This is a genomic window from Natronoflexus pectinivorans (assembly GCF_004345615.1).
Taxonomy (GTDB): Bacteria; Bacteroidota; Bacteroidia; order Bacteroidales; family Marinilabiliaceae; genus Natronoflexus; species Natronoflexus pectinivorans.
In genome coordinates this window covers 256,944-279,502 of sequence record NZ_SLWK01000003.1, presented here as the reverse complement: position 1 = coordinate 279,502, position 22,559 = coordinate 256,944, and the positions used below count along the sequence as shown (strand labels likewise).

At 38.8% G+C, this 22,559-nt stretch carries 21 protein-coding genes; 4 read left to right on the top strand and 17 right to left on the bottom strand.

Features of this window, described 5'->3' with window-relative positions; translation table 11 throughout:
• Window positions 1–19 precede the first annotated feature (19 nt).
• The gene (locus tag EV194_RS06445; protein WP_132433225.1) at window positions 20–721 is read right to left on the bottom strand and encodes a DUF6250 domain-containing protein; all 702 of its coding nucleotides are present in this window, start codon (window positions 719–721) and stop codon (window positions 20–22) included.
• A gap of 321 nt (window positions 722–1,042) precedes the next feature.
• The gene (locus EV194_RS17200) at window positions 1,043–1,153 is read right to left on the bottom strand and encodes a LysR family transcriptional regulator (RefSeq protein ID WP_394346316.1); all 111 of its coding nucleotides are present in this window, start codon (window positions 1,151–1,153) and stop codon (window positions 1,043–1,045) included.
• A gap of 112 nt (window positions 1,154–1,265) precedes the next feature.
• Here EV194_RS17200 and EV194_RS06435 point away from each other — a divergent pair, with 112 nt between their 5' ends.
• Entirely contained in the window at window positions 1,266–2,702 is a 1,437-nt protein-coding gene (locus EV194_RS06435; protein WP_132433224.1) for an NADP-dependent isocitrate dehydrogenase, read from the top strand.
• A 111-nt stretch (window positions 2,703–2,813) separates the two neighbouring features.
• Here EV194_RS06435 and EV194_RS06430 read toward each other — a convergent pair whose 3' ends face one another.
• Complete coding sequence (locus EV194_RS06430; RefSeq protein ID WP_132433223.1) at window positions 2,814–3,347, bottom strand: DUF2867 domain-containing protein; 534 nt, start codon at window positions 3,345–3,347, stop codon at window positions 2,814–2,816.
• Window positions 3,348–3,547: 200 nt separating this feature from the next.
• Between EV194_RS06430 and ilvD the strand changes: the two genes are divergently transcribed.
• On the top strand, window positions 3,548–5,227 hold the full coding sequence (ilvD, locus tag EV194_RS06425) for a dihydroxy-acid dehydratase (RefSeq protein WP_132433222.1): 1,680 nt from the start codon (window positions 3,548–3,550) through the stop codon (window positions 5,225–5,227).
• Window positions 5,228–5,448: 221 nt separating this feature from the next.
• Here ilvD and EV194_RS06420 read toward each other — a convergent pair whose 3' ends face one another.
• From EV194_RS06420 to mnmE, 9 genes are all read right to left on the bottom strand, one after another.
• The gene (locus EV194_RS06420; RefSeq protein WP_132433221.1) at window positions 5,449–6,393 is read right to left on the bottom strand and encodes a HipA domain-containing protein; all 945 of its coding nucleotides are present in this window, start codon (window positions 6,391–6,393) and stop codon (window positions 5,449–5,451) included.
• Window positions 6,380–6,718, bottom strand: coding sequence for a HipA N-terminal domain-containing protein (locus EV194_RS06415; RefSeq protein WP_132433220.1), 339 nt, complete (start codon window positions 6,716–6,718; stop codon window positions 6,380–6,382). Before EV194_RS06415 ends, EV194_RS06420 begins: the two co-directional genes overlap by 14 nt.
• Window positions 6,718–6,936, bottom strand: coding sequence for a helix-turn-helix transcriptional regulator (locus EV194_RS06410; protein ID WP_132433219.1), 219 nt, complete (start codon window positions 6,934–6,936; stop codon window positions 6,718–6,720). The genes EV194_RS06415 and EV194_RS06410 overlap by 1 nt, the downstream gene beginning before the upstream one ends.
• 343 nt (window positions 6,937–7,279) lie before the next feature.
• Complete coding sequence (locus tag EV194_RS06405) at window positions 7,280–9,961, bottom strand: DEAD/DEAH box helicase (protein WP_132433218.1); 2,682 nt, start codon at window positions 9,959–9,961, stop codon at window positions 7,280–7,282.
• 21 nt (window positions 9,962–9,982) lie between these two features.
• Complete coding sequence (locus tag EV194_RS06400) at window positions 9,983–10,639, bottom strand: DUF4276 family protein (RefSeq protein ID WP_132433217.1); 657 nt, start codon at window positions 10,637–10,639, stop codon at window positions 9,983–9,985.
• Window positions 10,636–11,739 (bottom strand): AAA family ATPase, encoded by a 1,104-nt coding sequence (locus EV194_RS06395; protein WP_132433216.1) that lies wholly within the window; start codon window positions 11,737–11,739, stop codon window positions 10,636–10,638. The genes EV194_RS06400 and EV194_RS06395 overlap by 4 nt, the downstream gene beginning before the upstream one ends.
• Before the next feature lie 12 nt (window positions 11,740–11,751).
• Window positions 11,752–13,332 (bottom strand): site-specific DNA-methyltransferase, encoded by a 1,581-nt coding sequence (locus EV194_RS06390; RefSeq protein ID WP_132433215.1) that lies wholly within the window; start codon window positions 13,330–13,332, stop codon window positions 11,752–11,754.
• Between the two features lie 12 nt (window positions 13,333–13,344).
• Window positions 13,345–13,563, bottom strand: coding sequence for a helix-turn-helix transcriptional regulator (locus EV194_RS06385; protein WP_132433214.1), 219 nt, complete (start codon window positions 13,561–13,563; stop codon window positions 13,345–13,347).
• Between the two features lie 300 nt (window positions 13,564–13,863).
• Window positions 13,864–15,276: a tRNA uridine-5-carboxymethylaminomethyl(34) synthesis GTPase MnmE gene (gene mnmE, locus EV194_RS06380; protein WP_132433213.1), complete on the bottom strand. Its 1,413-nt coding sequence runs from the start codon at window positions 15,274–15,276 to the stop codon at window positions 13,864–13,866.
• 327 nt (window positions 15,277–15,603) lie between these two features.
• Between mnmE and sucD the strand changes: the two genes are divergently transcribed.
• Complete coding sequence (sucD, locus tag EV194_RS06375; RefSeq protein ID WP_132433212.1) at window positions 15,604–16,476, top strand: succinate--CoA ligase subunit alpha; 873 nt, start codon at window positions 15,604–15,606, stop codon at window positions 16,474–16,476.
• 235 nt (window positions 16,477–16,711) lie between these two features.
• Here sucD and EV194_RS06370 read toward each other — a convergent pair whose 3' ends face one another.
• The 4 genes from EV194_RS06370 to EV194_RS06355 are packed head-to-tail and all read right to left on the bottom strand — an operon-like array spanning window position 16,712 to window position 19,666.
• Window positions 16,712–17,875, bottom strand: a complete 1,164-nt coding sequence (locus EV194_RS06370) for an RtcB family protein (RefSeq protein ID WP_132433211.1) — start codon at window positions 17,873–17,875, stop codon at window positions 16,712–16,714.
• Window positions 17,876–17,895: 20 nt separating this feature from the next.
• Window positions 17,896–18,687 (bottom strand): M48 family metalloprotease, encoded by a 792-nt coding sequence (locus EV194_RS06365; protein ID WP_165921815.1) that lies wholly within the window; start codon window positions 18,685–18,687, stop codon window positions 17,896–17,898.
• 19 nt (window positions 18,688–18,706) lie between these two features.
• Entirely contained in the window at window positions 18,707–19,192 is a 486-nt protein-coding gene (locus tag EV194_RS06360) for a PaaI family thioesterase (RefSeq protein WP_132433209.1), read from the bottom strand.
• A 6-nt stretch (window positions 19,193–19,198) separates the two neighbouring features.
• Window positions 19,199–19,666, bottom strand: coding sequence for a MaoC family dehydratase (locus EV194_RS06355; RefSeq protein ID WP_132433208.1), 468 nt, complete (start codon window positions 19,664–19,666; stop codon window positions 19,199–19,201).
• Between the two features lie 571 nt (window positions 19,667–20,237).
• On the opposite strand from EV194_RS06355, the gene EV194_RS06350 reads away from it, so the two are divergent.
• Entirely contained in the window at window positions 20,238–20,882 is a 645-nt protein-coding gene (locus tag EV194_RS06350) for an urease accessory protein UreH domain-containing protein (RefSeq protein WP_132433207.1), read from the top strand.
• 165 nt (window positions 20,883–21,047) lie between these two features.
• On the opposite strand, the gene EV194_RS06345 is transcribed toward EV194_RS06350, so the two are convergent.
• Window positions 21,048–22,484 (bottom strand): amidophosphoribosyltransferase, encoded by a 1,437-nt coding sequence (locus EV194_RS06345; protein ID WP_132433206.1) that lies wholly within the window; start codon window positions 22,482–22,484, stop codon window positions 21,048–21,050.
• Window positions 22,485–22,559 lie beyond the last annotated feature (75 nt).

Below are 22,559 nucleotides of genomic sequence, written 5' to 3'. Positions count from 1 at the left end.
CTAACAGGTTTTTCAGAAACTAGTGGATTTTATAAATATTAATGAAATCAATATGGTGTCGTGACCATGTTGACCGAAAACCAAAATAACCACTGGTGAGTGGTTCCGAGTCCTTATACTCAAAATAGCACAGATCATTCATCCAAAATGATATGTTACCATTATTTACTTTAATTTTCACATTATATGTGGTATTTGCTTCAAGTAAATAGGGTGGTTCATTTTTTTCTTCAATAATTATCCTTTCGCCATACCCGTCATACTTTCTGAATCTGGTTGTGGTGTTATAGTTTCCTCCTACGCCAACATAATATTGAGATAAATCATCATATTCCTCAAATTTCCCAGATCGGGTGAAGAGGTTTTCATTATTTGGATCAGATGCCATCCAAAATTGATTCAGATCAGATAAACGGTCGTTTATTCCGTCTTCAACCATCACGGTTCTCTGGTATTCAATGATGTAGTTTCCACTCAGTTCTTTATTGAGCCATACTGTTACACCTCCCTCTGTATCGGTAATAAGTTGACCATTTTCAACATAAACCCTTGATTGTGGTGTGGAGTCGATTTCAACCACCCATTTCATTTTATTCAGCCCATTTGAAAAATCGTCGCTTAATATTAACTCCTTTGTTATATTAACTGATGAGGAAGATCCGCCACAGGATGAAAGGGCGATAATTAACAGTATTGATAAAATTGTAATTACTTGTTTCATGATAAAGGTGTTTTGTATTTTATGCAAAATACAAAAATCAAAGAAGTTTTTAATGAAAATTCACAAAAACTTGTTATAACAAGTCCGACTTTATGAATTAATATACTTCAAACCAGATAATTTTTTTATAATATTATCCCTCTCAATTCCCAAATGATTTTTTCCATAACGTGCCTAGCTGCCGAACCTTGTTCGCGGAAAATACGTGGCATGTTTTAAAATATACTCTTATGATAATTTTTCTGCGGCGGAGGCTATCTCTATGCCATAATCAGTCACATAAATCCTCCGGTTTATAATTTCAATCAATGGCACTTCAAACTATTCCTGAAAGTTTTTTAACTGAATTGAAACTGCCGGTAGGGTGAGATGTAACTCTTCTGCAGTTTTTGTAATGCTGTTTGTTTGCACCACTTTCTGGTACATCCGCAATTGATTAAGTGTGGTTCATAAATATTATTTATGTATGGCATTGTAAATTTAAATAAAAATTTATGAATAAATTTTCTCAATTTGTGTTTGTTTAATTCGAAATTCTATAAAAATGACCAGAATAACAGTTGCAAATGGGGATGGCATTGGCCCCGAAATAATGGATGCTACACTCGCAATCATTAGAGCAGCCGGTGCAAAAATCGAAGTGGATGAAATTGAAGTTGGTGAAAAGGTTTACCTGGCCGGGAATACTGCCGGTATTGCAAAAGAGTCGTGGGACATCATTCGCAGAAATAAAATATTTCTGAAAGCTCCCATTACCACTCCACAGGGGGGAGGATATAAAAGTCTGAATGTTACCACCAGGAAATTCTTAGGATTGTATGCCAACATTCGTCCCTGTATCAGTTTGCATCCATTTGTGAAAACCAAACATCCACAAATGAACATCGTCATTGTCAGGGAAAATGAAGAGGATCTGTATGCAGGAATCGAGCATCAGCAAACCGATGAAGTTGTGCAGTGCTTGAAGTTGATTAGTCGCCCCGGATGTGAGAAAATAGTTCGTTATGCTTTTGAATATGCAAAGCAATATGGCCGAAAAAAAGTTACATGTTTCACAAAAGACAATATTATGAAACAAACCGATGGTTTGTTTCACCAAGTGTTTGACGAAATAGCAAAAGACTATCCAACCATTGAAAATGAGCATTGGATCATTGATATTGGAGCGGCGAAAATGGCTGATACTCCTGAGGCTTTTGATGTCATAGTCATGCCTAATTTGTACGGTGATGTTTTGAGTGATGTCGCTGCCCAGATTGCCGGTTCGGTGGGTTTGGCCGGCTCTGCAAACATAGGAGAGGAGTGTGCCATGTTCGAAGCCATACATGGCTCCGCCCCCCGAAGAGCGGGACAAAATATGGCCAATCCTTCAGGTTTGTTGCAGGGAGCGGTGCTGATGCTGGTTCATATTGGTCAGGTTGATGTGGCCGAGAAAGTTCAGAACGCCTGGCTGAAAACCATTGAGGACGGTATTCATACATACGATATATTTAAAGAAGGAACCAGTCGTCAAAAAGTAGGAACTAAGGAGTTTGCAGAGGCTGTAATAGGGAATCTTGGTAATAAACCTTCACAATTGGCTGCAGTAAGTCTTTCCGGGAATGCCGCCTTAAATCTTCCTAAGTATGTTAGAAAGCCTGCCCGCAAGAAAGAGCTGTCGGGCGTCGATCTTTTTGTGCATTGGAACGGATCCAGTGCTGATGAACTGGCAGGGATTCTTGAAAACATCAATACTCCATCAGTTAAGTTAAGCATGATTACAAACAGGGGAATTAAAGTTTTTCCCGATGGGTTTTCCGAGACTTTTTGCACCGACCATTGGCGTTGCAGATTTAAACATGTAGATGAAAAAAACATTACCAAACAGGATATTATTCAACTGATGCAAGCTGCTTTTGATAACAATATTGACGTTATAAAAACGGAGAATTTGTATATCTTTGACGGAAAGCCAGCGTATTCGCTGGGGCAAGGGCAGTAATTTTTGGTCATAGATCTTAGACCATTTTGCATGTTTTTTTCTTTAGTTCACGTCCGTCTTATGACCGACGTGAACTATTGTATTGTTTTATTAATTGATATAAGTAGATAATCAGGTGTTTATTTCTTTTACGATGTTTTTTAGTGAAGAACGCACCAACAGCTTGTGTATGAGTTTAACCGGTAAAAAATAGATGTTCCCAAACAGATTGTTAAACTTCACAGCTGTGGTAATTTTTAATTCCGTTTTGTAGCCTTCATTTTCGATGGGAAGTGCCAATATTGAAACACGGAAATTCAAATGTTTATCATTTTCTCCAAGTAGATATTCGTAATCTGATTTCTCAAATAGTTTAAAAATCCCAACTTGTTCGCCCGGTAAATACTCTGTTTGTTTTTGGGATTGGAGTTTAGGATTATTTTTTGAAGTTTTCAATCCAAATATTCCAACGATTTTATCCCGCAATGACATCAAAAAATCACCCCATTTGGGTCCGGAGTTTATAAACATGTTTATAAACTCCGTTTTATCCACATGTCTATTTTCTGTTAATACAACGGTTTGAAAACAATCAATATAATTAAAACTGTTTTCATCGGGCTTTAATAGTGATGCATCGGGAATCTTGTTTGTTTTTGATATCATGATAAGATCTGGTTAAGCGAACAACTGAATCATTAAATTGTATTCGCAATTTAATGATTTTTGTTAATTAGGTTTTTTAGTGACATAAAACCTTTTTTACTGCAACAATGTCTCAATTTTTTTTGTTATGGAGATATTAATGTCGATATGTTGAAATAAATGTAACTGTTGCCTAAAATAATGAGCTAAATAAAAACAATATGACAAGAATTCTTAATAAATACAGCCGCATAATAACCCAGGATGATAGTTTGCCTGCTGCACAGGCAATGCTTTATGCCATAGGCATGGATGAAAATGACCAGAAAAAAGCACAAGTAGGAATTGTGAGCACCGGATTTCAAGGGAATCCCTGTAATATGCATTTGAATGATTTGGCAACGTCTGTTAAAAAGGAGGTCGATCGACAGGAGGATTTGTACGGGCTAATATTTCATACCATTGGGGTGAGTGATGGAATAACCAATGGAACCACCGGAATGATGTATTCTTTGCCATCCAGAGATTTGATTGCCGATTCCATCGAAACAGTTGTAAGTGCTCAATTTTACGATGCTGTTATTCCCGTTGTGGGATGTGATAAGAATATGCCGGGAGCCATGATTGCATTAGGCCGATTGAACCGTCCAGCCATAATGATGTATGGAGGAACGGTGAAAAAAGGGCAATGGAAAGGTCAGGACTTGAATATTGTTTCGGCCTTTGAAGCATATGGTGAGCGTTTGCGTGGAAACATCACCGATTTTGACTATAAAGGCATAATAAAACACAGCATTCCCGGGGCAGGAGCCTGTGGTGGAATGTACACTGCAAATTCAATGGCTGCGGCCATTGAATGTATGGGAATGAGCCTGCCTTACTCTTCGTCTAACCCGGCGGTGAGCCCTCAAAAGTTTAATGAAGCAGAACGATTGGCCAAAGCAATCAAACTTGTTCTGGAAAAGGATATTAAGCCACGAGACATTATGACACGAAAGGCATTTGAAAATGCCATTTCGTTAATTATGGCTTTAGGAGGCTCTACCAATGCCGTAATTCATCTTATTGCCATGGCAAAAGCTGTTGAGGTTCCTTTGAGCATTGACGATTTCCAGACCATTAGTGACAGAGTTCCTTACCTGGCAGATTTAAAACCAAGCGGAAAATATCTTATGGAGGATTTGCATGACATTGGTGGAGTGCCGGGTGTAATGAAGTTTTTATTGAAAGAAGGGCTGTTGGATGGTTCTTGCATGACGGTAACAGGAAAAACATTGGGAGAAAATCTTGAACCGTTACCTGATTTTCCTGCCAATCAGAACATCATCAGACCTTTAAGCAATCCGCTTAAAAAAACCGGTCACTTGCAGATTTTATACGGGAATCTGGCAGAAGAAGGTGCCGTAGCTAAAATTACCGGAAAGGAAGGGGAACGTTTTGAAGGTCCCGCCAGAGTATATGACAATGAAGCCGCAGCCATTGAGGGTATAAAAAACGAAGTTCAGCCGGGTGAAGTTATTGTGATTCGTAACAGTGGACCCAAAGGCGGTCCGGGTATGCCTGAAATGCTTAAGCCTACCGGAGCAGTTATGGGAGCCGGACTTGGCAAAGATGTGGCACTGATTACCGATGGTCGGTTTTCCGGTGGCTCTCATGGTTTTGTTGTTGGCCATATAACCCCCGAGGCATACGAAGGCGGAGTGATTGGTCTCCTGAAAAATGGGGACAAAATAATTATCGATATTACCAAAAACAGTATCTCGGTTGATCTCTCAGAGGAGGAGATTGCAGAAAGACGAAAAAGTTGGAAACGAACTGAAGGTTCTGAACTAATTGGAATTCTCAAAAAGTTTCGCCGTTCGGTAAGTTCGGCATCCGAGGGGTGTGTAACGGACGGATAGATTCTTTTTTGCGTTATATCCTTATCCCGATTTCGCTGAGCTCATCGGGATGAGTTCGACCATCATTTTCCAGTGCGCTTCGCTTCTGGAAAGTGGGTCTCACTCACTTTCCAATACAAAAAGTTCTATTCAATTCTAATTGTCTTATCTAAAGCGCTTTGATTTGGCATGATTGTTTTCGTGTTGTAAATATCTTGTAAAACTTTAATGCATTTGATTTCCTAATGGAACAGTGTATTGTACCTGTTTCTCAATAGTTCCAAATACTTTGTTTTCATTTGTTCTGATAGGAATGAGCTATCTATCAGGTTTTCAGTTTTAGGCAAATTTTTAATAAAGCGGTTGAATACTCCTGATGTTTGCTTTTCATTTAGACCCATTTCGCGAGCAAATTTTTCAAATATCGGCTTGTTGAGTTTACGTTTCTTTCCATCAAGTGTTAAAGCAAGCTCTTCAGTATCATCCGGCAGAATTATCGACACATTTAACAAATCATAAGCAGGAGAGAGACTCCATTTATCGCCATTTAGAATCATGGAAAAGTTTTTCAGATGCATGTCATTGTTACCTGTAAGGAAGCAGAAAACGGTTAACTCAAAAAGAAACAGTTTGTCCAGCAATGGGTTTGCAGAATATGAACCCAGAGCCTTACCAACTTTCTCCATCGAACTTTTATACTTGTCAAATGCCTCCGTTATCTGAAACATATCAAGCATATGTACTTTTTGGCCATTGTTTTTGCGGTCAATTCTTTTCGTGATATAAGAAAGTTCTCCCGTCTGGAGTCTAATCAGGCAGGATGGAACTACTTTAATACCGAATGATTCAGCAATACGCATGGTTACATGTTCATTTGCCGGCATTTCAGGGAAATCAGATGATGGTGGTTTAAAAATGTAGTCCCCACCAAGTGCTCCAACTACAGTTAATCTTTTGTCCTTTGCGCTTTGAGTATCTTTAATGATACTCATGGAGAGTTTGGGTTGAACACCCGGAACAGCAACGCTTCTTTGAACCACCTCTTTTGCAAGTTTGCTCATCTCATTGTATGAGTATGGAATAACAGGCGGCTGAGGCGAACCAAAAAACTTGCGGCTGCAAGATTCATGATATTCACCGACTCCTGACACAGGGTTGAAGCAATAGAGACATTTATTCTGTTTCATCTGTTTCTTCGATTGGTACCACACTCACAGCGCCGATACAATTCCTACAACAGGCCAACAATAATCCCATTCGGTCGTTTCGATTTATTTTCCAACTTCGAGTGGCAATTTCCAATAACCATCCCTCGGGTATGAGTCCCTCAAAAAATGGGAACAGCCTGTTCAATTTATAAGGTCTTACCGAAACAGGCATAGTGAAAGTCAGGAATTGGTTTGGATACTTTTTCACATAAATTTTGTCGTAGGTGAATTCATATTCACCATCATCCGTTTCAACCAATATTCCGGCAAATATATCCTGATAATATATGTTGGCTTTTCTCATTATTGATATGAATCATCTGTATTAGATATAGCAATGGGTCCCAATTCATGACCAAACATAGCCAAAACCTGATTTACCTTGTCCAGATTGAGATTGGTTTTTCCCTGTTCAATCTTCCGTATTACGGTTAAAGCCACGCCTGTCCTCTCAGCAAACTCTTCTTGTGTGAGGTTTACCTCCTTTCGGCGCTGTTTTACAAAATCGGCTAATTGACTCATTGTATGCTTTTAGATATAATTAATGCAAATGTATTAAAATTATATTCAAATGCGTATATAATTGTGGGATATTCAATAATTATATGTTTATCGATATAAAATAATTTTGCCGGATCTTCGATATTGAATTTAAAAAAGGGATCTTCTAACTTGAGCCATATCATATACAAGGGCTTTCATTTTGAGAGTAACCACAGTTTTATCATCAGATTCTTGCTTCCAGCTATTCTCTGAATGAAATTCTGGCTCATAAAGTTGAGTTACTGGAAGTAGAACAATCCTTGCTTTTGTTTGACGATTATCTGAAATTAGGCTATAATATTTAACGAATTTTTCAATATAATTACAACATCCTTACAATCTCTGTAATTGATTGTGCCGTATAAGTATCTGGCACTTCCTTCTTTTGAAATACCATGAAATACTTGAAATTGTCTCCGGCTTTTTCTGCCCACTTTTTACCAAGTAGGTTTTTTGCACGACTTTCATCGTTATCCAAATGGTCGCCCTTTGTTTCAATGAGAATCAGGTTTCCATTTTTGGTAAAAATAATGAAGTCGGGATAATGGTTGCTTTCAAATCCGTTTAGGGCAAAACCTCGTTTTTCAATATTCCGGTGCCAGAACAACACATTTTCAAGAGATGCAATATTCATGATTACCTCTTGCTCAAACCCATTCATTGAGGCTTCTGCTTCGTATAGTGACTTGTCGATGGCAATACTTGGGCTGATTTGAGTTATTTCATTGGCAAACTTAAAGCTTGGTTTTACCAAAATGTTATTGGTATCTAAAAGCTTTTGAAATTGCTCTCTTGCGTATTCCGATTCAAGCTCTTTTACTTTTGCTTTGATCTTGCTGATATACAAGAATTCATTGTTAATAATGTCTCGTATTTGGTCGTTGTTCAAGTCCTCAAAAACACGGGTTACATACTTTGTTATGTCTTCATGCGAAATAGGGGTCATGTCACCTAATTTACGGACAATAAGCTGGGTGATGTCCTTAATCTGATTCACTTTGGGCTTTGCCAGAATTGTATCAACAAGAATGGCTTTTGCTCTTATTGAAACTTTTTGTTTTGTTGCAGTATGCTTCGATTCGTTGTAATCCACCTGAAACACGTCGGTAGCTGTGTCATCGAAATTAATTTCGGTGCTTTTTGAAGCAAGTTTGAACCCTTTTAAAAGACTGTTTCTGTTCAACAATTGCTCTTCCTGCTTCAATTCCTCAAACATGATGGTGCCATGTAGTTCATCTGCCGGAACTTTTCGATAGAATTGAGGAATCGACAAGTCGTTTGCCACATCAACAAAAGGGTCTTCAATTCTATATTTCTTTGGCTGTTTACCCATTTCCCGTAATAAATAGTCAGTATTATCCTCTGTGTAGGATTCTGTTTTTTGTTCAAATGTTTTAACCTCTGTTTCGCCCTTTTGAGTAATTTGCTTAACAATATCAGTTGTACTTCCTATCTGGTTGGAATCCATTTCGACATTTGGGTCAAAATCAATTTCGTCAATGTTAATTTCATCAACAGGAACCTTCCCATCTTCTGAATTCCCGGAAGATACCGGGCTTGTTCCAAATAGTTCTTGTTGTAGTACCTCATTGTTGGTCAATTCAACCTCAGGCTCTTCTTCAGCATAATAGTCCTCTTTGCTAAAGCCTGAATCTTGTAAGGCTTTCACAATATTATCCAAGGTCTCCTGAAATTTGGAACTTGCCGATAATACAAAGGAAAGGTTAAGCAATGGGCTTTGATGCTTGGTTACGTGAGGTTGACGGAGAACCCGACCTAATATTTGCTCCACATCCACTGCGGAAGACTTATCTGCCAATGAAGCCAAAATATAGGCATTGGGACAATCCCATCCTTCTTTAAGCGCATTGACGGTAATGATATAACGGACTTCGCAATCCTTAGCCATTAGGTTGATACCCTTTAACTCATCCAAACCACTCACTTTGATTTTGATTTGCTCTTCGGGAATCCTCAGTTTCGTTAATTGCTCTTTGATGTGAATGTAGGTTGTATTGTCCTTCCCCTTAATGTTCGATTGCGCTTGGAACAGAATGATGGGGCGGATGTATTGGCCTGTCACTTTTTCTTCCTCAATGGCCAGTAACTCCAACTGTCTTTGTAGATGCAAAGCACTTGTAATGACCTCCTCCTTTTTATGGTGGTTGTAAACAATTACGGGAAGCTTTACCATGTGCTCTTTTTTGAGAGCCATTGCATTTACAAAACTGATGATGTTGCTGTTTTCTTTGGGTGTAGCTGTTAAATCCAAAACAAAAGAGGGATTCAGATTATTCAGCATCTCCACACTCAATACGCTTTCGGCATTGTGACTTTCGTCAACAATGACAACTGGATTTAATGATCGAATCACATTTATCAAAGCCGTTTCATCGGTATCATCTATTACCAAATCCTTATCAACAAAACCCCTAAATTGTTCTAAAGCTCCATTTTGCTCATAAACCTTACGGTCATCCTTTTTTATGGAATTAATTCGAATGCTGCTGAAATTGAATACAAATATATTCACCTGCTCCTTTACAGAAGTTGGATTAAATCCGGCGCCTTGCAGTAATTGAAGCTTTTCAAAGACCTCGACCCTATTGCCAAATAGAGTATTCAGTTTCTCTCTGTAAGGATGTGTAGGGTTTGATAGATGTCCGGCTGTTTGCTGCAAAAGGTTCGACCAAGGAACCAACCAAACAACTGCTTTGGGTTTTGTAACATCAAACGATTTGAAAATTGAATGAAGCGCATTGCAAGCGATAAAAGTTTTGCCCCCTGCTGTTGGGACTTTGATAGCTATATGTGTAGCTCCCGGAATATTATTTTTGTAAGGGCGCATGCCTGAATAGGAGCCATCTATGTTGGCTTGGTATTTCCCTACTTTATCTTCCCAAAATTGATTAAACGCTTTAGCAGAATCTTGAAAGGTGTTTAAATATTCAAGAAACTTGTCTAAGTCGTTGATTACTTGTTGTTGATATGGTTTTAATTCCACTTTCCTATGAGTTTGTCGTTACTATTCAATTGTTAATAACCGTTCAATCCAATTGTTAAAACGTGGGCATTTTTCCCGAATTTTATCCAGACCAATTTCCTGTGCCAACAACGAACCATATACCACCTTACTATAATCTTCAATAATTCTATTCAACCTTTTTGACGGAGCGGTTGTTTTTCCATCGTTAATATTCTCAGGATTACTAAAAGCTTTATCAGTCTCCAAAAGAAAGTCATAGTCTTTAAACTCCTCGGATTCAAAGTTATCCTTTATAACTGAAATGTCGCTGAATAGTAATGCTTCAAACTCGTGCACCTGAATGTAGGGTAAAAATCTATGTCGAATTGATTCGTCAATTTCATCGAGCATTGATTTCTCAAGAAATGATATTCTATCGCTTTTGTTTACAATTGCTTTTGCTTCTTCCCATTTAGGGAATGCATGACAGGGATGTATGCCATAATAGTCTATTAAGGTTGTAACATAAGCCCCTGTATCTTTTAGGTGCAGTTCAACTTGTTTTTTCAAATGCTCCCAAGCAACTATGCCACCTTTCGACTTTTTAATTTTAGGTGTTTCCAAAAATATATCATGAGCATTAAAGAGTGGTTGCAAAACATCATTGCAGAATATTTGCTCAGTTGGACCTTCACCAATTATTATAATTCTCTTCATTTTGAAAAAGGTTGAGCAGAGTTAATAATATTTCGTTCCCATAATTCGCCAAGGGAGTGTTCTTCGAGCCAACCTTTTAACTTGCTTTCATCTAAGCGTTTGAATATGGATTGGTTTTCTATGGTGCTTCGGTCAACGGTAACAATGTCGTTTGTTTCAAAGCAATCAACAAGGTTAACAGACTGGGTTGAAATAATTAATTGTGTTTTATTTGAAGCCAGTTTTATTAAACCTGCCAATTTTTGTATTGCTTGCGGGTGAAGTCCTAGTTCCGGTTCGTCAATAACTATAACGGCAGGTGGCTCAGGTTGCATTAATACCGTAGCCAGAGCAATGAAACGCAATGTGCCATCTGAAAACTGATAGGCATTGAAATTTGAATCTAAATCTCCTTTTTCTACCCATCGTAATTCAATTTCATTTTTATTCAACTTCTTTGGTTGCAAAATAAACCTGTCGATATATGGAGCTATGGATTTAACTGTCTTTTCTAAACGCTTAAAAACCTTTGGGTGTTCTTCTTGCAAATAATATAGAAATGCCGGAAGATTTCGTCCATCGGTTTTTAGGGCATCGTTATCATTGATGTCACACTCACGGCGTAACATTGAAGTTGCAGATGTGTCATGAAAATGATATATCTGAATATTGGATAAATACTCTTTTAGATAGTTATTTCGAAACGAATTAGACTCAGGAATAATTGACTCATCATTATTTGAGGATATATTATACCCTGCATAATTATCGTTTTTTGAGATATTGTAGCCGGATGCTTCATCTGCAATGTATAAGCCACCTTCTTTTGTTTGAGCTAAGCTGAACCAATATGCATTGTTGTTCATTTCATCTTTGGCGAAAATTAATTTACCAAACATCGCTTCTGTCGTTTTTCGTCCAAAGTATAGAACATTGTCCGTTTTTTCTTCTATTACATATCGTTGCAGTTGTCTGTTAAAAATTGCATATACCATTTTAAAAAATGATATAAAATTACTCTTCCCAGAACCATTACTCCCTATAAACACATTGATTGGTTTTAGTTCCAACTCTAAATGCTTTATAGATTTAAAACCTTTTATTTCTATATAATCAATCATAACTGTTCAGGTTTAAAACCGGGTTATATCCCTTGGGATTTTCTTAAACGTAATATGATATTTCTGCATCAAACTGTCATCCAGCACACAGTTGTCAGCATAAATAATGTATTGCTCTGCTTTGGTTGATATTTTTCGTAAAAAACTATCATCCAAAGTAGTGAGTTCGTCTTTGTAATAATAAAAGTAATAAGCCGATGAGTTGCTTACTCCTAAAAGATGTTCTTCTTTTTGGTTGACAGTCTTATATGATTGGCGGGTCTCTGAAAACCATACATACTCACGTATTTTCTCCAAGCTAACCTCTTCGTTTAGCATGTCATTTTCAAGGAAAAGGGGTTTTCCCAATTGGTAATAATCAAAGCTGCCACCAGTACCTTCAGTATTTTTACCATTTTCGCCATAACCTTTAATAACTCTTTTAACTCTTTCGGCTGTTATGTTTTCGGCATAATCTTCCATTTCAATTAAAATGAATTTCCGATTACCTCCGTCTTGCTTATTCAGATTCAAAACCGCATGAGCAGTAGTACCTGAACCTGCAAAACTATCTAATATAATGGAGTCCGATTTGGTGATTTGCTCGATTAAAAAACTAACCATACTAGAAGGTTTTGGAAAAGAGAACTCGTTTGCTCCAAAAATTTGTTTTAATTCCTTGGAGCCATCTCCTGTATTCATTTCGGTAATTACAGATGAGAATGCTTTGGTTGAGCTTTCCATCTCATCCATGAATACTTTATTTCTAGGTCTCCCATTATGATTTTTAGGGAAGATAATCCGGCCTTCTGCTATTCGTTTAGCCATTGAATTTTGATCGTATCGCCAACCTTTGTCTGGACAGGGGTAGATAATTCCTGTTTTTGGATCTATTAATTCATAATGCAGATTAGGACGCTGTTGTTTAGTTGCTATTCCTGTCAAATCAGCACTTCTCCATGCTCCACGAGAATCATTGTCTGGATTTGAAAATTTTGTTAAATCTTTATCTACCCCCTTGAAGGCTGTTATATCACCTTTCTTATATACAAATATGTATTCATGATCATTCGAAATACCAGTTTTATTTCGTGCATCAACACTTTGTCTGCTTTGCCAAATCAAAGGAGCGACAAAATTGACATTACCAAAGATTTCATCGCAAACGAGTTTCAAATGGAACGCTTCATTGTCGTCAATTGAAATAAAAATCACACCATCGTTCGATAGGAGTTTATGCAAAAGTTTCAATCTTGGATACATCATACACAACCATTTATCATGACGAGTCAAGTCTTCCGCTTCTTTGCCTACCACGTTACCCAGCCATTTTTTTATTTTAGGGTCATTTACATTATCGTTATAAACCCACCCTTCGTTTCCGGTATTATATGGAGGGTCTATATATATGCACTTAATCTTTCCTTCGTATTCGGGCAATAAAGCTTTTAGGGCTTCTAAGTTGTCTCCATGAATAATTTTGTTTCCGCTATTGGTTTCCTTTGGGGCTTGCTCTCCGTTATCGAATCCGTAAACATGGTCTAAAATCTTATATGGTACATCCATGTGGTGGTTAATCACCTTATCTTTTCCTATCCAATTAAGCGTTGGCATCGTTGCTTTGTATTATTTATCTTGTTTGGTTGATACAATCAGTTCTCTGGCATCAACATTAAGTTTTGCTGCTATTTCAATTATGGTTTCAATACCGGGTTGCGATTCATTGGTACACCACCTCGAAACCGTGGTTAAACTTTTCCCCAACTGTTCAGCCAACCATTTATTTGTTTTATTCTGCTCGGCAAGAACAATTTTTAACCTGTTTATTTGTTTTCGTTCAGTCATTATACGCAAATTACGTGCTTTTTTAAAACTATGAGGCTAATTTATAAAACTAAAATGAAAATACTAAATACTCTGCAAAATAATTTGGAGTTGGTTTTTATCTCAAATAAACCTACATGACCTGAAATTTTACACTTCTTTATATTTGTCTTGTCCCCCATTTGTCCCTTTAGTATAAATGGGGGACACTAGAGGGACAAGTATAGGTAAAACAAAAAATAAATAGAAGGCAAATAATCATTCTTATTTGTTTATTAATAAAGGATTAGATAAATAAAAGGTAGATACAAAAATTGGTAGTTACTTTCCAATACAAAAATTCTTAAATATGTTCCCTAAAATTTCATCCGTTGATATTTGTCCTGTGATGCTGCCGAGGTAGTGGAGCACCTCTCTGATGTCCTGAGCCAGAAAATCGCCTGAAATATTTCTGTAAAGTCCTTCTTTTACCCGGGTAATGCTTTCAAGTGCATTGGTGAGTGCCTCGTGGTGTCGGGCATTGGTGACTATTACATCGTCTGAGTCTATGGCACTGAGATTAACTGTACGCAGAAGCTCGGATGTGAGTTTTTCGAGGTTTGTCCTGAATTTGGCTGATATTGGAACAATGGTGTTGTTTCCGGTAAGCTCTTTGAAAGCGTCCTGCGAAAAACGATTCTCAATTTCATCATTCTTGGCAAGATCGGTTTTATTTACAACCACAATTAATTGTTGATGATCCGACTCCAGTTTAGGCAGAATGTTTTGAATGGCTTCATGTATTTTTTCATCCGGATCGGTAACATCCACTAAAAGCAGAATAATCGATGCTTGTTTTATTTTATTGTAAGTTAGCTGAATTCCCAGGTTTTCAATGGTGTCGGCCGTAGAGCGGATGCCTGCTGTATCAATAAATCTGAAAGTAATTCCTTCAATGTTAATGGTATCTTCAATGGCATCGCGGGTGGTTCCGTGAATGTCTGATACAATGGCTCTTTCTTCATTCAAAAGGGCATTCAACAAGGTGCTTTTCCCGGCATTTGTGTGTCCGGCAATGGCCACAGGAATGCCATTTTTGATGGCATTTCCCAGGGAGAATGATTTTACCAGTCTTTCAATGTGTGTGCTGATTTCATCCACCAGTTGATTAAGTTCATCACGATTGGCAAACTCTACATCCTCTTCACTGAAATCCAGTTCCAACTCAATCATCGATATAAACCACAAAAGTCTTTCGCGAAGCTGCATCAGTTCGGTTGAAAAACCGCCGCGCATTTGTTGTAAAGCCACTCTGCGGGCAGCTTCACTTTGTGAAGCAATGAGATCCGCCACCGCTTCGGCCTGACTGAGATCCATCTTTCCATTTAAAAAGGCGCGTTGGGTGAACTCCCCCGGCTCTGCGAGCCGGGCACCCTGCTTTGTGAGCAATTGTAGCAACTGTTGTTGAATGTATGGTGCTCCGTGGCAGGCAATCTCTATAACATCATCACCGGTAAAAGAGTGTGGTGATTTAAAAACTGACACCAGTACTTCATCAATTTCTTTATCGCCATCGCAAACTGTCCCAAAATGAATGCTGTTGGCCGGTTGCTCTGCAATGATTTTGCCTTTTTTTGCCGGTTTAAATATGATGTCGGTTATTTTAAATGCATTTTCCCCTGCAATTCTTATTACAGCAATGGCTCCCATTCCTTTTGCAGTGGATATGGCACAGATGGTATCGTTGGTGGTCATGTTGCTATTATACTATATTCGATGAAATTTTCTGTAATTAATTGTTGTCAACTAATTGGTTGTTAGGTGAGGATTATTCCGGATTTGTTTTTAGGATGCAAAGATCTCTAGATTTTAGAGAGATAGAATAGAAAAAAAAGATTAAAAAGATCTTATTTTATTTTTTAGTCTTGTCTATCGGTCTAATAATCTATAAATCTAACGATCTGTTATTACCTGTTACAAAGTTATTATTTTTAATCGTTCATGGGCAATTAAATGAACATTGCGATTTGGAAGGTGTTATAACAAATATTAAATTTAATCCGAAACTTAACTTTTTTACTTATGAGCGTATTGGTAGATAACAATTCAAAAATAATAGTACAAGGATTTACCGGAGGCGAAGGAACTTTTCATGCCGGACAAATGATGGAATATGGAACCAATGTTGTTGGTGGCGTAACACCCGGAAAAGGTGGAACCATGCATTTGGGATTGCCGGTTTTTGATACGGTTCAAATGGCAGTGGAGAACACCGGAGCCGACACTTCGGTGATTTTTGTGCCACCGGCTTTTGCCGCCGATGCAATTATGGAAGCCGCCGATGCCGGCATAAAAGTGATTATCGCCATTACCGAAGGTATTCCGGTCGCCGACATGATTACAGTAAAAGCATTTATTGACGGAAAAGAGAGCATTTTAATTGGTCCCAACTGTCCCGGTGTAATCTCCCCCGGAAAAGCGAAGGTAGGCATTATGCCGGGATTTATTCATAAAGAGGGTAGGATTGGCGTTGTAAGCCGCTCTGGTACCCTGACATACGAGGCTGTTGACCAATTGACAAAACTTGGCTTAGGTCAAAGTACCTGTATTGGAATTGGTGGCGATCCGGTGATTGGTACCACCACACTGGACGCCGTTAAGCTGCTCATGAACGATCCCGAAACCGAGGGCATTATCATGATAGGGGAGATTGGCGGAAGCATGGAAACGGATGCCGCACGTTGGGTTAAAGAACATGGTACAAAGCCTGTTGTTGGATTCATTGCCGGACAAACAGCTCCTCCCGGCAGACGAATGGGGCATGCCGGAGCCATTGTGGGTGGAAAAGACGATACAGCTGCCGCTAAAATGAAAATCATGAAGGAGTGTGGCATTCATGTGGTTGATAACCCCGCACACCTCGGTACAACCATGCAGAAAGCCATGAAAAAATAGTATCCAAAGAATTATTGAAGATATAATTCCCAACGAATTCCGATTACACACCATGTACCATTTGAAAAAAATTAGTACATGGTGTTTATTTGAAAATAACTCAAACTCCCAACTTTGAACCTAGAACCTAAAACTATTCCCGCTCCGCGGGACTTCGCTACGCTCCGAAACCATCAACCCTAAACCCTAAACTTTGAACTTCAAACCTATAACTTAAAACTTAAAACCCAAAACCCTACCCCTTCACCACCGCCAAAGGTTCCAGTTTAAGTTTAATTTTAACCAGGTCAGATTGGTTCATCATCACTTCATCAATGTCCTTGTAGGCTCCTGCTGCTTCGTCAAGATCGCGTTGAGTTCTGATTGAATGAATAATTCCTTTATCGTTGAGTTTTTGAACTTCGGCAGAAAAATCAAGTTGGCGTTGAGCCTGGCGTCGTCCAAGACGACGACCTGCACCGTGCGAACACGACATAAAACTTTCAGGATTTCCAACGCCTTCTACAATGTAGGATGAGGTTCCCTGAGAACCGGGTATGATTCCGGTTTCGCCGGGGAAAGCTCTTGTAGCCCCTTTTCGGTGTACCAAAACCTTCTCACCAAAATGAGTCTCAAAAGAGGCATAGTTGTGGGCAATGTTGATGATGTTTCCGTATGATACTTCTTTGCCAATGGCCTCGTTTATGGCGTCCTGAACAAAATGCATCATAAGTTTTCTGTTGGCAAGTGCAAAATCAATGCAGTAATTCATTTCTGCAATGTACTCCTTTGCCTCCTCGCAATCGAGGGGAAGAAAGGCCAAATCCCATTGCTTTGGAACAGGTGATCTCCATTTCTCATTGAGCTTTTTAGCCGATTTATTATAGAAATCGGCCACAGTTTTACCTAAGTTCCGGCTTCCGGAGTGAATCATAATCCAGACAAAACCATCGGAGCCTTTCTGTATTTCAATAAAATGGTTTCCACCTCCAAGGGTTCCCACTTGCGTTCTTGCTTTATCAAACTCTTGTTCTACAATTTTGGGGAGATTGTTCCATTTTGGCATATGATGCATATCCTGCATCTTTTTATGGCTTCTCATGCCAACGGGTATTTGTTTACGAATACCCGACATGATTTCTTTCAATTGTGGGGGAGATACCTCTCGCAATCCGCTGGGAACAGCACACATACCACATCCAATATCAACACCAACCGCATTGGGGATGACGTGGTTTTTTGTGGCTAAAACACCTCCAATGGGCATGCCGAACCCTGTGTGTGCATCGGGCATAAGTGCTACATGCCGGAAGGCGAAATCCAGATTGGCCAAATGGCGAGCCTGCTCTAAAGCCTCTTCATCAATCTCTTTAAGCCACAGCTTGATGGGGTGTTTTTCGGTAGAAATCACCAGTTCCATGGCTGTTCTCTTTTAAGTTTTTATGGAAGTAATTGTAGAAATTCCTGGTATCTTTGAGTAAACGGGTTACCTTCTTTTCCTCCTAATCGCTGATGGTGTCTGTGAATTTCAGAAATCCGGTCGCCCGGATCGGGATGTGTGCTTAGATAAATCTGAACCCTTGATGCAGGGGCTAAATCCATTTTTTCAAAAAAGTAAGCTACGCCTCTTGAATCCAGTTCGGTAGGGTAGAGGTAACGAACGGCATATTCGTCGGCTTCATACTCATCCTGTCGGCTAAATGCTAAAGCGGTAACGCCGGTTGCCAATGATTCTGCAATATCACCCAATAGAGATTCATTATCGCCTCTAAGCACAGAAAATAAAATGCTAAACCCATACATTTTAGTCATCCGATTGGTGGCATGCCTGCGGTCAACATGGGCAATTTCATGAGCCATAACCCCGGCCAGAGAGGCTTCATCATCCAGAAACTTCATCAGCCCGGTGTAATAGAAAGTTGGTCCACCCGGTAAAGCAAAAGCATTCAGCACATCTTCGTCAATGATATATATATCCCATTGAAACCGGTCTCTGTATCGTATATCCTTAGATGCAAGAATTTTATCCCGAATGCCTTCAAGATATTCATATGCTTCTTTATGTTCATCTCTGTCAAGGACATTATACTGACTATCTGACAGAATCTCTGCCACCACTTGTTGACCAAACTCCACGTCCTGATTCAGGGTGAAAAAATTAACTTTCCCATCATTACAACTGCTTAGTAACACAACTGTTAACAGCGATACAAAAAAACTAAGTCTCTTCATGCTTTTGATTGTTATTAAGTTATTTGGCGAAGAAAGCATCAATCCCGGGATAATTGAATTTTGTTTTGGCCATCTCTTCCGGAAACAATACATAAACAATGGTTCCGGAGGTGCATAACTGGTTGCCGCACAATATTTCGGTTTCTATAGCCACATCTCGCCTGTTTTGCTTTTTATGTGAAACAGCTCTGATAAGAATTGGTTCAGAACTGATTCGACAAGGTTCATGGTAATGAGTGGATAAACTTTTGGTGACACCAGCTGTGTTCAGTTGAGTATAGATATACCAACTTGCAATTTCGTCCATCATGGTGGCTTGTATGCCACCATGAATCACACCATTATAGCCTTCAAATTTCTTGTCAGGAACCCATTCAGAACAAACCATTCCGTTCTCTTCAAAAAAAGACATGCGCAATCCAATGGGATTATGCTCTGAACAGCCAAAACATATTCCTCTCTCATCTATTTTCGTGCCAAACGGGTTTAAAATGGCTCTTTTCACAACCAATTATGAGTTAAAATGGTACAGAAATACGATTTCTCCTTCGTAGGCCGGTTTTTTATTCCCTTCTATTTCAAGTTTAACACCAATGTTGGCTTTGGTAACTCCGCGAAGATTGACAGCACTAATAACCTTGGCTGCCAATCGCACCTTGCTGTTGACCAATACCGGTTGGTTGAATTTGAATTTTTCAATACCGTAATTCACCTGTAGTTTTAGATTCCGGACTTCCACTATCTGATTCCATAAATGTGGCAACATGGATAGCGTAAGATAGCCATGGGCAATGGTGTCTCCAAATGGGGATTCTTTTACCGCGCGTTCTTTATCGGTGTGTATCCATTGGTGATCTAATGTGGCATCGGCAAACAAGTTAATTTGCTCTTGGGTAAATTCATGATATTCAGAGATTCCCAAATCGTGACCTACCAGTTTTTCCAGCTCTGCGAAACTATTGATGATAACTTTGCTCATTGTATTTTAGTTTTGTTTATGTGTATAATAATAATTGTTCGTTAATCTTTTTTATTTGCCTAATTATCAGATGTTTATGAATTTACTGTATTGTTGTGTAAATATTTGATAATAAGAAGCTTACTTGTGTTTATTGTCTAATAATCTAAAAGTCTAACGGTCTATTTTAATAAGATAAAACTACAAAACTAATAAAAGAAGTGAAACAACCATAATAGAATTGTTTTCATCGGTTTTTGATAACCTTAAGTTATCACTACTGACCGACTAATTAATATAAATATCTCGCTCTGCTCGAAATGGAAAAACTTTCAAGTGGTCAAGGTGGGGGATTGGGTGATGGTGGCAAAGCCGCCATCACCCAATCTCCTATTAAAACGTAAGAGCCTGTCATTTAGAGCGATTTGAGAAATATATTACATGATTATCATTATAAAAAACCTTAGTCAGATCACAGTGAATTCTATTATCCCTTTCATTGAGTAGGGATTTATTTGTTGGCCGGAAAGAATTCGTAATTGGAATATACTATATTTAAAATCTAAAATTCAATTTAAATATCACCAGTACTATGACTGCAGAATTTCAGATATTACTATTAACTGCCGCATCACTCGGATTCGTTCATACCATACTTGGGCCTGATCATTATTTACCTTTTGTTGCCATTTCCAAAGCTCGTGATTGGAGTGTGGGGAAAACAATTTGGTGGACTTTTGTCTGTGGAACAGGCCATGTATTAAGTTCTGTAATCATTGGATTAGTTGGCATTGCAATTGGCTCTCAACTTGAAAATCTTGTTATGATTGAGGAGTTCAGAGATGGACTTGCTGCCTGGGGACTCATTGCGTTTGGACTCATTTACGCTGTGTGGGGAATGCGATATTGGGCAAAGCAAAAGCAGGAAGATATTAAAGACACACAGCAAGGAAAAAGGATTACGCCGTGGGTTTTATTCATCATATTTATATTGGGACCCTGTGAAGTGTTGATTCCTGTATTGATGTATCCTGCAGCGAATGCAAGCGCCGGAGCTCTGGTATCCGTATCTTTGGTTTTTGGTGTTTCTACACTTTTAACTATGATGGGAGCTGTTTTTATAATGATCTACGGATTACGATATGTATCCTTTAAACCGCTGGAAAAATACAGTCACACCATTGCCGGGTTGGTGATATTCTTATCAGGAATGGCAATAGAAGTTTTGGGATTATAGGTTCATAAAACCATATTAGCCATTTAGTATATTTTTGGTGGAGATGTCTTTGCAGATTCCATTGACCTAAGAACCTATCGACCTTACATCCTTACGATCTAATAATCTTATGATCTAATGATCTCAAAACCTCAAAACCTCAAAACCAAACAACCTAATGACCTATCAACCTTCAAAACCTTTCTTTTTCGAGGCGCAGAAATAGCTTGAATTATCCCAGCAATGCGTACATAATTTCTCTTTTGGCAGTCCGATGGCTTTTACCAAATCATCCAATTTCTGAAACTTTAATGATGTTAATCCCAAATCCTTACGGATTTGTTCCACCATATCAATATATTTCTGGTTTTTGATGTCAGTGTATGGCTTCAGGTCTACGTCTTCTTTTCCTTCAATATGGGTGATGGCTTTCCTGGTAGCCAAATCGAGGGTTGTTCTCGATCTGCTGAAATTGAGAAATTCACATGGATAAATCAAAGGCGGACAAGCTATGCGCATGTGGATTTCTTTAATTCCACCGGCATGTAAATCCTTTACATTGTCTCTTAATTGTGTCCCTCTTACTATGGAATCGTCCAGAAAAATTCCTTTTTTCTCCTTGATAACTGATTGGTTGGTAATAAGTTTCATTTTTGCTACCAACTCGCGGGTTTCCTGATTTTGAGGCATGAAACTACGGGGCCAGGTTGGGGTATATTTTGAATATGGCCTTTTTAGAGGAATTCCGGTTTTGTTGCTGAATCCCATGGCATGACCGATTCCTGAATCGGGTATGGCAGCCACAAAATCAGCTTTAACATCTTCATCCTCTGCCATAACTGCGCCACACTTGTATCTCGATTCATCAACATTGATTCCTTCGTAAAAGGATGGAGGATACCCGTAATAAACCCACAAAAACGAACATATTTGCATATCTTTCCCGGCTTGCTGAAGTTGGGTGTATCCGTCAGCTGTTATTTCAACAATTTCGTTGGGACCCAAATTGTGAGCCATTTCATATTCAAGATTTGGAAAGGCAGATGTTTCAAAGGTAACGGCATGGCCGTTATCTTTTTTCCCAACTACAATAGGAGTTCTTCCCAAACGATCGCGTGCAGCAATGATTTTATCTTCCGTTAAAATCAATAGAGAGCACGAACCTTCAATATGATCAAAAACATTGTTTATTCCGGAAACAAAATCGCTGCATTCTGCGATGAGTTTTGAAATCAGTTCGGTTGGGTTCACTGCTCCCTGACTGGTTTCGGCAAATGTGTGACGTTGGTCGATAAACCGCTGCTCCAATTCATCAATGTTGGCAATTCGGCATACAGATACAACGGCAAAACGTCCAAGGTGGGACGAAACGAGTATGGGTTGGGCTTCATTATCGCTGATTACGCCAATTCCAGACTTTCCTTTGAAACCTTTTATATCATTATCAAACTTATTTCTGAAATATCCATCTTCAAGACTGTGAATGGCTCTTTGAAACCCTTTTTTCTCATCGAAAAAAGCCATCCCGGCACGTTTGGTGCCCAGGTGGGAATGGTAGTCGGTGCCATAAAAAACATCCATTACGCAATCGCTTTTGGTGATGCTGCCGAAAAATCCGCTCATGATAAATTGAAGTTTATTTTTGAGGCGGTAAAGATAGTTTAAAAATTGTTATCGGGTGGCTACTAAAGGCAATTC